This is a genomic window from Algorimicrobium echini, from assembly GCF_900115185.1.
GTDB classification, from domain to species: domain Bacteria; phylum Bacteroidota; class Bacteroidia; order Flavobacteriales; family Flavobacteriaceae; genus Algorimicrobium; species Algorimicrobium echini.
On record NZ_FOVN01000001.1, the window covers coordinates 631,488 to 645,271 of the forward strand.

15 protein-coding genes are annotated in these 13,784 nt (G+C 33.2%); all 15 read right to left on the reverse strand.

The window, feature by feature from the left end; genetic code table 11:
• Nucleotides 1-1,428 (reverse strand): oligosaccharide flippase family protein, encoded by a 1,428-nt coding sequence (locus tag BM239_RS02900; protein ID WP_092206136.1) that lies wholly within the window; start codon nt 1,426-1,428, stop codon nt 1-3.
• A gap of 91 nt (nt 1,429-1,519) precedes the next feature.
• Nucleotides 1,520-1,996, reverse strand: coding sequence for a hypothetical protein (locus tag BM239_RS02905; RefSeq protein WP_092206137.1), 477 nt, complete (start codon nt 1,994-1,996; stop codon nt 1,520-1,522).
• 117 nt (nt 1,997-2,113) lie between these two features.
• Nucleotides 2,114-2,974: an ATP synthase F1 subunit gamma gene (gene atpG, locus BM239_RS02910; protein WP_092206138.1), complete on the reverse strand. Its 861-nt coding sequence runs from the start codon at nt 2,972-2,974 to the stop codon at nt 2,114-2,116.
• A gap of 98 nt (nt 2,975-3,072) precedes the next feature.
• Complete coding sequence (gene atpA / locus BM239_RS02915) at nt 3,073-4,653, reverse strand: F0F1 ATP synthase subunit alpha (RefSeq protein ID WP_092206139.1); 1,581 nt, start codon at nt 4,651-4,653, stop codon at nt 3,073-3,075.
• 58 nt (nt 4,654-4,711) lie between these two features.
• The gene (gene atpH, locus BM239_RS02920; RefSeq protein WP_092206140.1) at nt 4,712-5,248 is read right to left on the reverse strand and encodes an ATP synthase F1 subunit delta; all 537 of its coding nucleotides are present in this window, start codon (nt 5,246-5,248) and stop codon (nt 4,712-4,714) included.
• Between the two features lie 64 nt (nt 5,249-5,312).
• Nucleotides 5,313-5,813 (reverse strand): F0F1 ATP synthase subunit B, encoded by a 501-nt coding sequence (locus BM239_RS02925; protein ID WP_092206141.1) that lies wholly within the window; start codon nt 5,811-5,813, stop codon nt 5,313-5,315.
• 95 nt (nt 5,814-5,908) lie between these two features.
• The gene (gene atpE, locus BM239_RS02930) at nt 5,909-6,100 is read right to left on the reverse strand and encodes an ATP synthase F0 subunit C (RefSeq protein WP_026754314.1); all 192 of its coding nucleotides are present in this window, start codon (nt 6,098-6,100) and stop codon (nt 5,909-5,911) included.
• Between the two features lie 37 nt (nt 6,101-6,137).
• Nucleotides 6,138-7,259, reverse strand: coding sequence for a F0F1 ATP synthase subunit A (atpB, locus tag BM239_RS02935; RefSeq protein ID WP_394333913.1), 1,122 nt, complete (start codon nt 7,257-7,259; stop codon nt 6,138-6,140).
• Nucleotides 7,260-7,417: 158 nt separating this feature from the next.
• On the reverse strand, nt 7,418-7,810 hold the full coding sequence (locus BM239_RS15285; RefSeq protein WP_245758179.1) for a DUF6168 family protein: 393 nt from the start codon (nt 7,808-7,810) through the stop codon (nt 7,418-7,420).
• Nucleotides 7,803-8,054, reverse strand: a complete 252-nt coding sequence (locus tag BM239_RS02940) for an AtpZ/AtpI family protein (RefSeq protein ID WP_092206142.1) — start codon at nt 8,052-8,054, stop codon at nt 7,803-7,805. The genes BM239_RS15285 and BM239_RS02940 overlap by 8 nt, the downstream gene beginning before the upstream one ends.
• Nucleotides 8,005-8,433, reverse strand: coding sequence for a bactofilin family protein (locus BM239_RS02945; protein ID WP_092206143.1), 429 nt, complete (start codon nt 8,431-8,433; stop codon nt 8,005-8,007). The genes BM239_RS02940 and BM239_RS02945 overlap by 50 nt, the downstream gene beginning before the upstream one ends.
• An 18-nt stretch (nt 8,434-8,451) precedes the next feature.
• A complete protein-coding gene (gene porW, locus BM239_RS02950) occupies nt 8,452-11,013 on the reverse strand; it encodes a type IX secretion system periplasmic lipoprotein PorW/SprE (RefSeq protein ID WP_177208967.1) in 2,562 nt (853 codons plus the stop codon).
• Nucleotides 11,014-11,116: 103 nt separating this feature from the next.
• On the reverse strand, nt 11,117-11,824 hold the full coding sequence (locus BM239_RS02955; RefSeq protein WP_092206144.1) for an ABC transporter ATP-binding protein: 708 nt from the start codon (nt 11,822-11,824) through the stop codon (nt 11,117-11,119).
• A gap of 24 nt (nt 11,825-11,848) precedes the next feature.
• Entirely contained in the window at nt 11,849-13,321 is a 1,473-nt protein-coding gene (locus BM239_RS02960) for a DUF5687 family protein (protein ID WP_092206145.1), read from the reverse strand.
• A 28-nt stretch (nt 13,322-13,349) separates the two neighbouring features.
• Nucleotides 13,350-13,754: a DUF2059 domain-containing protein gene (locus BM239_RS02965; protein ID WP_092206146.1), complete on the reverse strand. Its 405-nt coding sequence runs from the start codon at nt 13,752-13,754 to the stop codon at nt 13,350-13,352.
• Between the last annotated feature and the right edge of the window lie 30 nt (nt 13,755-13,784).

Consider the following 13,784-nt stretch of genomic DNA (forward strand, 5'->3'; position numbering starts at 1 on the left):
TTATGATTTTAATAATTGTTTGATATCTTTTCGTTCTGAGATATAAACGATTCCCAAAAATACTAAAACTAAAATGGTACTCACATAGTAATTGGCATTAAATCCGTAATACGAAACAGCGGAAATTAGGGTTGCCAATACCAAATAACTGCCTATTCTCTTAATATCATAAGGAACAGGATAATGCTTTTTTCCTAATTGATATGAAACGAGCATCATACTACCATAAGCGGCTAATGTGGCCCAAGCCGATGCCATGAATCCAATTTTAGGAATCATTATATAGTTAAACGTAATAGTTATAATGGCTCCGAAAATAGAAATATACATCCCGAAGCGTGTTTTATCAGTGAGTTTATACCAAATAGCCAAATTGAAATAAATACCTAAGCAAAGGTTTGCTAATAGGACAATAGGAACAATATCTATGGCAATCCAATAGGATTCATCTTGAACGAGTAGCATTTTAAACTGATCAAGGAAAGCGACTGTAAAAACAAACATGAGGCTACCACAAATGACAAAGTACTTCATAATTCTGGCATAGGTTTCTTTTGCATTCAATTCTTTAGCATGATTGAAAAAGAAGGGTTCAGCTCCAAGTCTGAAAGCTTGAATAAAGATGGTCATAAAAACCGCAATTTTATAGCAACCACTATAAGCTCCGTTTATTGATTTTCCCAACATTTCTGGCAATAACCATTTATCGAAATTTTCGTTGATAACATAAGCCAAACCGGCTACCATTATTGGCCAACCATAATTGAGTAATTGTTTGAAAATAGTTTTACTAAACTGAAGTTTTGTTTTAAAGAAATAAGGCGATAATAATAGCAGCGTTGTAATACTTGCACAAAGATTAGCTATAAAAATGTACTGCACCAAATCGTTTGGATTGTAGCCTGGAAAGTTGATTCCAAATTCAGGAATTGCCCAAAGAAAGAAATAGTTTAGAATTACAAAAATTATGACATTGGACAATTTTATTGCCGTAAATTTAATAGGTCTTCCAGTAGCTCTCAAATAGGCAAAAGGCGCAACGACAAGTGCATCTAACACCAAAACACCAATCAATAGATTGAAATAGGTTTGGTTTAGATTCACCAAATTAGCCAGCTGTTCATTAAAAATTACAACAGCAATTAAAAATAGAATGGTTGAAACCGTAAGGCTAATCAGTGTAGTTGAAAATACCTTGTCCTTCTCTTCGTGTTTAGTGAAAAATCTGAAAAAAGCCGTTTCCATTCCATAAGTCAAAAGAACATTAAAAAATGCAGCGTAAACGTAAAACGTTGTATTATCAGAATAACTTGAGGTTTCTAATTTATCCGTTTGCAGGCGAACCAAAATAAGATTCATCAGTCTTGGCAGAACGGTTGCCAAACCATAAATTATTGTGTCCTTAAAAAAGGTTTTTATAGTACCCAAGTTTCCATATTTGAAGTGCTAAATATAAGGTTTTAATACAGGACTTGCAACGCAGTCATTATTCCAAAAATCGTGCAGTATTAGGATGATCTTACAGTTCCTTTTTTGTTACCTGATTGTATTTAAAATAAAAGACCTGATCTTTTTCTATATATTTAATAACACAGGTTTTTTCGCCAAAATCAAACTGTTTATTTCGTAATATTTTAGTAGAATTCCCATATTCCTCACCTTGTTTATTACTCATGATTAAATCTTCCTTCCGATTTTCTGGGGTTTGAATAGTCGCAAAATATCCCATTTTACCAACTTCTATTTTAGCAGCATAACCCTTATAATACACACTATCAAATTGAACGTAATTCTTATTTTCTAAAACTGATATACCCATATTATAGACAAAACCTTCACCTGGAATTTCAGAAACCCAACGTTGATACTGGATATGTTCCAATACAAAAGGAGGCTTTTCTTGAAACTCCAAATCATTCACAGAGATTTTAGTTTTTGAACTTGAGCAACTAGTAATTACATATATACACAAAACAGCAATGTATTTAGTTCTCATTATTTTAGATGTTAAAGGTTGATTCTCTAATATATCAAATAAATATAAGGCATAAAAAAAGACCTTCCAAGTTTTAAACTTGAAAGGTCTTATCTGTTTGACTTGCCTATTAAAAGCTTAATTATTCAAGGCCTCTGCTCCACCAACAATTTCTAAAATTTCATTAGTAATAGCAGCTTGACGGGCTTTGTTATATGTTAATTTTAATTGATCACGTAATTCCGTAGCGTTATCGGTTGCTTTATGCATAGCCGTCATACGCGCGCCATGTTCAGAAGCAAACGAATCTCTAATACCTTTATATAATTGTGTTTTAAGAGACTTTGGAATTAATTGTTCAACGATTTCAATTTTTGAAGGTTCAAAAATATACTCTAATTGTACATTATCATCTTTTTCAATTGGAACAATTGGTAAAAATTGCTCCACCATGATTTCTTGTGTTGCTGCATTTTTAAACTTGTTATAAACGATTTCGATTTTATCAAATTCGCCAGCTACAAATTTATCCATGAGCATTTGTGCCAATTCAGCAACATTATCAAAAGTTAAATCATCAAAAATGTCACTTTTATTTGCAATTACGTTACCAGTTTTCTTAAAAGCATCATTGGCCTTTTTACCAACAGCTACATATGATACGTGTTTGTTGGCATATTTTTCTGTAGTTATCTTATTAACTGCCTTGATTATATTGGAGTTAAAAGCGCCACATAAACCTCTATTAGAAGTTATAGCAACAATAAGTACTTTTTTCACATCGCGTTGTTCTGAAAATTTACTTCCAGAATCAGCATCCAACGTTGCGCTTAAATCTTGTAAAAGCTCGGTTAACTTATCTGCATAAGGACGCATAGCTGTAATAGCATCTTGCGCTTTCTTTAACTTTGCAGCCGATACCATTTTCATGGCACTGGTTATCTGCATGGTAGAAGATACCGATGATATTCTGTTACGTATTTCTTTTAAGTTTGCCATTTTTTCCGCTCCTAACCTCTCCACAGGAGAGGTATTGATTAGTTAAACTATATATTTTCCCGATTCTATTTCTCCTTTAAGGGAGATTTCAGAGAGGGTTATTTACGGTATTTTGCTGATAAATCTTTAGCAACCGTTGTTAAGGTATCTGTAACCTCGTCAGTTAATTTTCCAGCTTTTAAAGTTGCTAAAATATCACTATGCTTCGCTCTTAAAAACTCTAAATAATCACGTTCAAATTCTTTTACCTGCTCAACTGGAACATCTCTTAACAAGTTTTTAGATCCTGCATAGATAATTGCCACTTGTTCTTCCACTTTAAAAGGATCATTTTGCGCTTGTTTTAAAATTTCAACGTTGCGTTTACCTTTATTAATTACATTTAAAGTAACGGCATCTAAATCAGATCCGAATTTAGCAAATGCTTCTAATTCGCGGTATTGTGCTTGATCTAATTTTAAGGTACCAGATACTTTCTTCATGGATTTAATCTGTGCATTACCACCAACACGAGATACTGAAATACCTACGTTAATGGCAGGACGTACACCCGAATTAAATAAATCTCCATCCAAGAAAATTTGACCATCTGTAATAGAAATTACGTTGGTTGGAATATATGCTGATACGTCACCTGCTTGAGTTTCAATAATTGGCAATGCTGTTAAAGAACCACCACCTTTAACTAAAGGCTTTAAAACATCTGGTAGGTCATTCATTTCTTTAGCAATAGCATCATTATTAATGATTTTTGCAGAACGCTCTAATAATCTAGAGTGTAGGTAGAAAACGTCACCTGGATAAGCCTCACGTCCTGGTGGACGTCTTAATAATAAGGATACTTCACGATAAGCAACAGCTTGCTTTGATAAATCATCAAATACAATTAAAGCTGGACGACCCGTATCTCTAAAATACTCACCAATTGATGCGCCTGTAAACGGTGCATAAACTTGCATAGCAGCAGGATCAGATGCATTTGCAGCAACAATAGTTGTATAGGCTAAAGCACCTTTTTCCTCTAAAGTTTTAGCAATAAGTGCCACCGTTGAAGCTTTCTGTCCAACAGCAACATATATACAATATACAGGCTCACCTGCATCATAAAATTCTTTTTGATTTAAGATAGCATCGATACAAACCGCAGTTTTACCGGTCTGTCTGTCTCCAATAACCAACTCACGCTGCCCTCTACCAACTGGAATCATAGCATCAATTGCTTTAATTCCTGTTTGTAATGGTTCTGTTACTGGCTCTCTATAAATAACACCTGGCGCTTTACGCTCTAAAGGCATTTCGTAGGTATCTCCAGTAATAGGACCTTTACCATCTATAGGGTTTCCTAACGTATCTACAACACGTCCAACAATACCTTCACCTACTTTAATAGATGCGATACGTCCTGTTCGTTTTACGGTAGAACCTTCTCTTACTCCTACTGAAGTTCCTAATAATACGATACCTACATTGTCTTCTTCAAGATTCAGTACGATACCTTCTAATCCGCCATCGAATTCTACTAATTCACCATATTGCGCATTTGAAAGTCCGTAAGCACGTACAATACCATCACCAACCGTTAATACGGTTCCTACTTCATCTAATGATGCACCTGCATCAAAATTTGAAAGTTGTTGTTTTAAGATTGCTGATATTTCAGCTGGTTTTACTTCTGCCATCTTTATTTAGATATTAGACGTTAGATTATTAAGATGTTACCACCGAATCTAACTATATTTAGTTTATTGTAAATTCTCTTTTTAATGTGTTCAGTTTGTTAGCAATACTACCGTTGTATTGAATATCGCCAACGCGTAATATGAAACCACCTAAAATGCTTTCATCTACGATATTTTTTACCGTTACAGCTTTATTTGTTAACTCTTTTATTTTAGCTAATACTTTTGCTTCTACTTCTTCAGTAATAGGAACTGCCGTTGTTACCGTAGCAGATTCTTTACCGTTTTGAATATCAAACAATTCGGTATATTTATTAGCTACAGCTCCTATTAAATCTAAACGCTTATTAGCATCTAAAACTTTAAATAGCTCCTGTACCATAGCATTTACATTAGGAAATACTTTTGATAAAATAGCTTTTTTATCTTCAGATTTAACAACTGCATTTTTAATAGCCTCGTCTAGCTCTGGATTATCTTGAATGGTTGTATAGATTAAAACCATATCCGAATTAATAGCTTCGGCAACCTGCTTATCGGTTGCTAAACTTAATGCCGCTTTTGCGTAACGTATTGCTGCTCGTGTTTCTGCCATAGCTATATTAAACTTATTCTATTGAAAATTACCATTCAATTGAAAAAGCATTTTTAATTAATATTTAATTTAACGTTGCTTCTCCTAACATAGACTCAACCAATTTCATTTGTTTGTCTTTATTAGATAATTCTTCGCGAACTACTTTTTCAGCGATTTCAATTGATAATGAAGCAACTTGAGTTTTTAGTTCTGCTATAGCCGCTTTCTTTTCATTTTCAATGGCAACTTGCGCATTAGCAACTAATTTACCTGCTTCGGCTTGCGCTTCAGCTTTTGCGTCTTCAATCATTTTCAATTTCATTTCACGCGCTTCCTTAAGCATAGACTCACGCTCTAGACGTGCTTCTTGTAACAATTTCTCATTACTAGCTTGAAGGTTTTGCATTTCACGCTTTGCCTTTTCTGCTGCATCTAACGCACCTTGAATACCTTCTTCTCTTTCATTTAAAGAGTTCATAATTGGTTTCCAAGCAAATTTCACCATTAATACTATTAATAGTAAAAGTAGTATGGTTTGTACTACAAATAATCCTGGTGAAAAATCGTTTAATAAATCTCCCATTTCTTATAAAAATTGATTTTTTTAACTTTTTTAAAATAGGCTCTGCAACCAACCGTTGCAGAGACTCTATTTTGCTTTTTTAGCGTCGTTGCTGATTAACCTTTTCCTAAGATTAATGCACCAAATGCTAATCCTTCTAAAAGTGCTGCAACAATAATCATTGCTGTTTGGATTTTCCCTGTTGCTTCTGGCTGACGTGCAATACCTTCCATTGCTTTTCCACCAATTTGACCAAGACCAATACCTGCTCCGATTACGATTAAACCTGCTCCAATTAAATTGTACATAGTAAAAATATTTATAGTTAAATTAAAAAAACTCGTATTAAATGAAATCGCCTCTCACATCTTCTGCGTCGGGAACTTCATGTCCATGCTCATCATGCGCATGATCATGGTCGTGCTCCGCTACAGCCATACCAATAAACAATGCCGAAAGCATGGTAAAGATATAGGCTTGTAAAAAAGCTACTAAAAATTCAATCAACATAATTAAAACTGATAAAAGAAACGATAAACCTGTAGCACCTACAACACCTAAAGAATCTTTCATAACGAACATAATAGCAATTAAAGCCATTACAACTGTGTGTCCCGCTGTAATATTGGCAAATAAACGCACCAATAATGAAAAAGGCTTAATCAAGAATGCTCCTGCTATTTCAATGATTGCCAAAACGGGTCTAATTAACACTGGTACACCTGGCATCCACAACATGTGCATCCAGTAATCTTTATTTCCATTTGCGGTATAAATAATTAATGTAAAAATAGCCAAACAAGCTGTTACCGCTAATTGCCCAGTTACATAAAATCCAAATGGAGTTAAACCTAATAAGTTTAAAATCCAAATAAAGAAAAATACCGTTAATAAATAGCCTGTGAATTTTCTGTAGTGTTTTTCACCAATATTTGGTCTTGCAATTTCATCTCTAACATATAAAACTAATGGTTCCAATACACGACCAAAACCTGTAGGAACTTGTTTTGTTTTATATTGTCTTGCCAAACCAGCAAACCATATAAACATTAACAAGCCTATTAATAAGATACCAACAACACTTTTTGTGATAGAAAAATCTAACACCTTATGCGCATTGGTTGCGTGGTGTTCTTCATCAAAAGACACTGCTTCTGCACCAGCTTCTAACTCATATATTTTTGAGTGAATTTTTGCGAATTTCAAACCATCTTTTTCAACAATAACCTCTCCGTTATCATTATGATGAAATTCTGAAGACATAAAAGTCACTAAACCATTACTAGTCCAAATAATTACTGGCAATGGAAAACCAACATGTTTACGCTCGCCTGCATCATTGGTATAAGAAAACAATGAAAAATCATGCGAGTCCTTAAGGTGATGTGAAATATAGGCATCTACTTTTTCTTTTGTATCTACCTGACCTTCTTTATCTTCCCCTATTTCAGTAGTGTTTCCAGCCATTGCAAAAAAACTTGCAAAAAGCATAACGACTAACGTGTAAAATTTAAAAGTTTGTTTAGCTACCTTCATTGTTAAAAAAATCAAAAAAACTGTGTTTTTAAATTCGGTGCAAAACTACGGAAAATATTGAAAAAACAATTACTTTTTTTTATTATTATTTAGTACTGTTTTTTACTTATTATTTTAGATATGAAATACACTTCTAAAAAAAGAAACAGGAATAGCGGTATTAACAAATTTAAGCCTTCCACCAAGCTTAAGTTTTCCTTTTTAAAAAGGGTGTAATTAAAGAACAACGCAAAGAGAATGAGTTTTCCAATAAACGTGAATAGATACACAAAACCCAACTGATGCGACCATTTATGTGTTGCTTCTAATAGCGCAAAACCAACACATATAAATAACGATATAACAAAATGAAACAGGTAAACAGACACTAATGGAATACTTAAATTAAGTGCCATGGAATTCAATATGAATACATGCACACTAGAAGAGACCGTAAATAAAACTAAAAAGCTAATTATATAGAAAACAATTTTTTTAATCACTATCCTTTGTGTCTTTAGATATTTTTATAACCTGACTAATTACTAAATACATAGCAATAAAAACGGCCAAGAGCGTAATGATGTTTTCTAAATTAGATGTTTGGTATTTTGCATCCAGCCATTTTCCTAATACATTACCTAACCAGATGGTACCACCCATTTGAAACCCTGTCGCGGTAAACTGTATAAATTTACTAGGCGACCTCCTCTTGTTTGGCTTTTTTTGTGGTTCTTTCGCGCTCATTTTTCTGGATATCTTTTGCTGCTCCTGTCATGGCGCAGTTAACGTTAAATATGGCTCCTGGCTCCACAGCTAGCTTGCCTAATGTTACATCGCCTTCAATCTGTGCTGAATTTTTTAAAGTTAATGTACCAGAAAGCGTTAACGTACCAGAAAATTTTCCTTCAAAATAGGCATCAGTACCAGATATGGTACCTTTAACAAAGCCCGATTTTCCGACAACAATTTTTCCTGGTGTTTTAATACTGCCTTCTACGGTACCATCAATACGGAAATCGCCTTCACTTTCTAAATCGCCAATCATTTTTGTGCCTTTGGCTATCAAATTTTGATTAGAAGTAGTTTCTAAATCTAATTTACTTTTTTTGTTTTCTGAAAACATGGCTTTATTTTTTGGGGTTTAATTTACTGCTAAATATGCATCCATATTTTTATGGATTTGTAGGGTTGCATAATTGGTTGAGGAAATAGCAAAATGTTGTTGTAGGATTTTATTTTTCTTCTTTTCTTCTAATGATGCGGCATAACCTAATGCACCTTCTTTGCTTGTTAATCCATGAATGATAACAAATGTCGTTTCTGGATTGTAAACATCAACAGAAACCGATAAATTGAATACGTTTACTTGGTCTGTTTCTTTTTTGAGTTTGGTTACAAAGTCGGATATCGCTTTCTCATCTGTGGCTTTAAAATAGTATACAACCTTGTAATTGGTTTCATCAGGGTTTTCAACAAACTCACTATTGCTAATTTTTGGCAACAAATTATCTACAATATCTTGAGCTTGAGCACCTTCTTCCGTATTAGCATAATTATAGGCTACAAAATTCATGGCTTTACTATAAGCCTCATAGCCATACAAACGTCCTGTTGCTCGTGCTTTTAACAGTTCGAATTTAGGTACTAATGCTTCTCCTTCAAATATAGAAATATACCTATCCGTTTCGTCTATTACGTGTTGATATTTACTGTTTTCTAAAGCTGCATATAGTTTTTCGTATACGCTTTCTGGACTACTATCATCTTTTGCAGAAGCCGATTCAGGATTTTTAAGAATGGTAGCATATCGCGAATCTGGATAATTAGATATAATATCGTTTTTAGCAATTTCAGCTTCCGCATGCTGACCTTCTAATAGATACATTTTATATAAATTGTATTTACTAGGAACTTCTAATTTAGTTTCTGGATTAAAAGATAATAGCGTTTGAAATTTATTTTTAGATAATCCATACTCTTTAAATTTTTCCTTATAAATAAGTCCTAATTGGTAATAGGCACGATTACGTTCTCTGGTAATACTGTCAATAACCTTTTCATCGGTTGGTATTTGCGACACGTAAAACTCGGGATTGTACAATTCATTTTCTTGTTCATTTTCAACCAAATCATTGAACGCTTCATTGGTTTTAGATTTGTTAATACTTGCCCAACGCCAATTATCTTTCAATTCGCGATCTCCCCAGATTTTTATAAACTCATTTTTACCATAAGAAACGGTTGTAGGATTATAAAAATAAAACTCTGAAGCACCACCATTTGCAGGACCTCCCGCTTTTTTAACTAACGCATTGGAATTTGCGAAATTATTATTTGTATTTACTTGAATTAAGCCTTGTGTGCGTTCACGCTCTTCTTGAAGGGCCTGTTCTGCTTCTGCTTTTAATTTTAAATCTTGGGTATAGGTTTCAAAATATGCTATTCTTTCGTCTGTAGACATGGCAACCAAACCAAGTATACTATCGTTTACTTCGGCAACATCTTCATAATAAATAACGTCTTCTAAATTATCGCGTTTACGCTTGATAATTCGGTAAGGCTTACTATTCATTTTCATGTTAAGCATGGTGCTGTCATAATAAGCACCTGCAATTTTATACTCGGTATAATCGAAAAAGATATCTCCTAAATTTTCATAGTCTTTGGAAACTAAAATTTTGTCGGTTGGATTGGTACGTAAGGATTTATTATAAAATTCTACGGCTAAAGAATCCGAACCATTTTTTAAATGATATTGGCCTATTTGGTAATATATTTTACTTAAAAATGGTCTGTTTTCACGATCATCTTTAAGTTCATGTAATAATTCTAATAACGCTTGTTTATCGCCTTCTGTAAAATCGAAATTACGTGCTTTCCCAACATAAGCAGCTATTCGGTAAGGTCTTGGTGTTTTTCTATTTAGTGCTATAACCTTATCAAAAGCTATGTTTGCACTATCGGTTTTATGGAGTCTGTTATATAATTGGGCTTGTATAAATCGGTAACGGCCACGTTCATCATTACTTTTTGTGTTTTGTGCAGCCACATCCAATTGCCAAACCGCACTATCAAGAGATTTCGTATTTATGTAGGCTTGAGCTAGCATGGATGTTGCATCAGCTAAATCCTGACCTTCCAAATCTACTTGGTACATTAATCGTTTTAAATTGGTAATTGCTAAATCATCATTATCCAAACGAATATTGGTTTTTTCACGCCATATTCTAGCTTGGTTAATTTTATCGCTAGTAGGATATTTATAAAGAATGTAATTAAATGCTTCTAAAGCTGGAATAAAACGTTGATCAAAATAGCGCGCTTTACCTAATAACAAGTAAGCTTCATCTATTTGCGGATTTTTTTCTTTACCGCCAATATTCATGCCATGTTTTTGAACCGCTTTAATGGCTTTTTCTTCAGCACGCTCAAAATCTTGATTTTTACTTTGACCAGGAAGCATAATTTCTTCTGAAATCTGCATACGTTCTATAGGTAGAATTTCCCAAAAATTATCTTCATAAGAATCATTCACCCCTTTTTGACCGCTTTCTAGAGCTAAATAACCATTGTAAAGAATGTTGTATTTTGTGGACAGAGCATGCATATTGCGACTCACAAAAGAATCTTTCTTGCGTGAACAACTAGTAAATGCTAGCGAAATACTAAAGAGAAATATAATGATTCTAAAAGATGTCTTCAACTTGGTTATGTTTAATTATACATAACTAAAAACAGCTATATATATTATGTATTGCCGTAAAAATAAGCATCTTTTTGAATTATTATAAAAAAAGAGCAGACTTTTAAACAGTTTCTGTTCCAGCAAAGTGCGCTTCTAGTTCTTTTAAGGTGGCTGCACTGGTTCTTAAATCTTTTACAACCTTGCCTTTTTCTAACACAACAATGCGTTCGCAAACATCTGTTACGTGTAATAAATCGTGACTAGAAATTAAAACGGTTACGCCTTTAGTTTCTGCTAAATCTTTGATAATTCCTTTTAAGCGAATTTGAGTTGTGGGATCTAAATTAGCAAATGGTTCATCTAAAATAATAACTTCTGGATTCCCAATTAAAGCGGCAACAATACCTGCTTTTTTCTGATTTCCTTTACTTAAATCGCGTAAATATTTTTTCTGATTGAGTATTTCACCATGGAAGAAATCTTCAAACTGCGCAACTAATTTATCAACATCCGATTTGTTCTGACCGCGTAATTCGCCAATAAAGTAGAAATATTCTTCGGCTGTTAAATAGCCTATTAAAAACGTTTCATCAATGAAAGCTGATGTAAACGGTTTCCAATCTTCGCTTTCATTAACTAACACCTCATTGTTTTTAATATATCCTGTTGTTGGCTGAATTAAATCTAGTAACAAACTGAAATAGGTTGTTTTTCCAGCACCATTATTTCCAACTAAACCAAAGCTTTGACCTTTTGGAATTTCCAAAGATTCTATATTTAGAACTTGAATATCATTATATTTTTTTGAGAGATTTGATGTAACTATCATGAGTAATTGTAATTAACTGATTGATTATTTTTTTTCGCTAAAAGCAGCAATGGTTTTATATTTTCCATCTTGATATACATTTTCAATTTTTCGTAAAAAGAAATTTTTGAAAACAATTCCTATTACACCGCTCAAGGCTAATACTAAAATTCCAGTTTCAAAATTTACTATTTTATAGGGTATGTAAAACAGTCCCATGGGTAGTAAAAATTTTGGTAAAGCAATAAGCATTTGTGTTGGATTAAATCCGTTGGTATTACTAAAGGCTTTGGCTTTTGTATTAAGCTCCACTGGCATCCTATTTAAAGCGCCACCAAAAAGTGTAATAAAGGAGTTTAAACCAATATTAAATAAGGCACCAGCGGCAATCATTCCAAAAATATCCCATCCAAAAAAGATATATGGTGTACTTAAAATAAAGGAAATAGCTACGGCTACTACCATTAAATACCACTTGGATTCTAAATATTGACGATAGGGAATATTCTGACTCATCAGCATTTTGTAATATTCGCTATCCCAAGATGGCACTAACTGTCCGAAGGTCATTAAAAATCCACCAGTTACAAACATGGAAGCAAAGGCTAATATGGCTGGCATTTCTCTATACATATCTTGCGTATAAAAAATGAGGCCATAAAACAAAAACATAAAAGACATCATCATGGTTTGTTTTGGTCTAGCATTTCGCCATATTAATTTAATATCGTTCTTTAAAAATGGAGCAATACTTCCAAACCTATCAAACCAGGATAAATCTGTGGCTTCTACTTCCTTAATTTTTTTAGAGACAGCATCATCTAAATAAAAGCCCTTTTTAATGTATTTAAAATTTAATTGATATAAAACTACCAATAGTAACACAGGAATAATAGCTAAATAAGGCAGATTGTACAGGGTATTAAATGCAAAACCAATAGGTTCAGAAGCGGCATAAATACCATAAAACTCCAGAGCAATTAATCCTAATAATAAAGGTGCCGCAATGTAGAATACGGTATTACTTTTATTTACTAAAAAGTTTAAAAAATTTATAGATAATGTTACGAATATAATAGATAAAAACCAGCAGAACACGTTTATAACTGGATAGCCTTTTACTAATAAAACAATGCTAAAAGGCAGGAATAAAAACAAGGATAAGAAGTTAAAAAACGAAAGTGTCGTTTTACCCAATAAATAGTGAATTACTGTATCTCTTTTTATAGGAATTGTCATTAAGGGTTTCACGTTCATTACAGGTAGTTGCTGCATGAAATAGCGAATAAGAAGTTCAAATAAAAACCAATAAATTAAAAAGTTATTTACGGTAATTATAGGATCTACGTCTGGTATCGCTTTTTTAGCAATAAAGAACATACCAACACCCATAAAAAGAGCAATACCGCCAAAATATAAGGCTCCCAAAATGAGGAATATTTTTATAACAAGACCTTTTTGAAAATAGGATGCTCTTTTAAACTGTTTCCATTCGAGGCTTAAAAATTGTTTAATCATTTTTATTAGTTTGTTGAAACGTGATTTTTTAATTGGTATACTTTTGAGCAATCTGTCCGACTTCCATTCCCCAACTCTGACCTAATATCATTCCTTTTTGTGTAAGCAAACTTTGTTTAGATGCTAATTTTTTTCCTAAATCGGTTTTATAGAAGGCCACTAATTCTTGAATTTCATCTTGTGTAAATTCTTCCATATAAATATCGGCTAATTGCTCATACAATTTATCAAGTGTTCCATTTGCTTCCTTTTTAAAAGCAGCCTTGTTTGCTTCAGGCACCATAGCGCCAATTTGAGAAATAGCGTCATCAAAAGCACTTGTGGCTCCTGTGAGCCCTATAAACTCTACCGTTTGTTTTTTAAATTCAGTTGTTTCTTGAGCTGAAATAGATACTGTTAAAAATAAGGCAAGTGCTAAAAAGAGTGTTTTCATAAAATTGGTTGTTTAGTTGATTAATAGGTA

What these genes read in the sequence shown, in the direction of transcription:
- BM239_RS02905 (WP_092206137.1), bottom strand. Translation starts at nt 1,996, where the DNA reads ATGAGAACTAAATACATTGCTGTTTTGTGTATATATGTAATTACTAGT.
- atpG (WP_092206138.1), bottom strand. Translation starts at nt 2,974, where the DNA reads ATGGCAAACTTAAAAGAAATACGTAACAGAATATCATCGGTATCTTCT.
- atpA (WP_092206139.1), bottom strand. Translation starts at nt 4,653, where the DNA reads ATGGCAGAAGTAAAACCAGCTGAAATATCAGCAATCTTAAAACAACAA.
- atpH (WP_092206140.1), bottom strand. Translation starts at nt 5,248, where the DNA reads ATGGCAGAAACACGAGCAGCAATACGTTACGCAAAAGCGGCATTAAGT.
- BM239_RS02925 (WP_092206141.1), bottom strand. Translation starts at nt 5,813, where the DNA reads ATGGGAGATTTATTAAACGATTTTTCACCAGGATTATTTGTAGTACAA.
- atpE (WP_026754314.1), bottom strand. Translation starts at nt 6,100, where the DNA reads ATGTACAATTTAATTGGAGCAGGTTTAATCGTAATCGGAGCAGGTATT.
- atpB (WP_394333913.1), bottom strand. Translation starts at nt 7,259, where the DNA reads ATGGCTGGAAACACTACTGAAATAGGGGAAGATAAAGAAGGTCAGGTA.
- BM239_RS02940 (WP_092206142.1), bottom strand. Translation starts at nt 8,054, where the DNA reads ATGAGCGCGAAAGAACCACAAAAAAAGCCAAACAAGAGGAGGTCGCCT.
- BM239_RS02945 (WP_092206143.1), bottom strand. Translation starts at nt 8,433, where the DNA reads ATGTTTTCAGAAAACAAAAAAAGTAAATTAGATTTAGAAACTACTTCT.
- BM239_RS02955 (WP_092206144.1), bottom strand. Translation starts at nt 11,824, where the DNA reads ATGATAGTTACATCAAATCTCTCAAAAAAATATAATGATATTCAAGTT.
- BM239_RS02960 (WP_092206145.1), bottom strand. Translation starts at nt 13,321, where the DNA reads ATGATTAAACAATTTTTAAGCCTCGAATGGAAACAGTTTAAAAGAGCA.
- BM239_RS02965 (WP_092206146.1), bottom strand. Translation starts at nt 13,754, where the DNA reads ATGAAAACACTCTTTTTAGCACTTGCCTTATTTTTAACAGTATCTATT.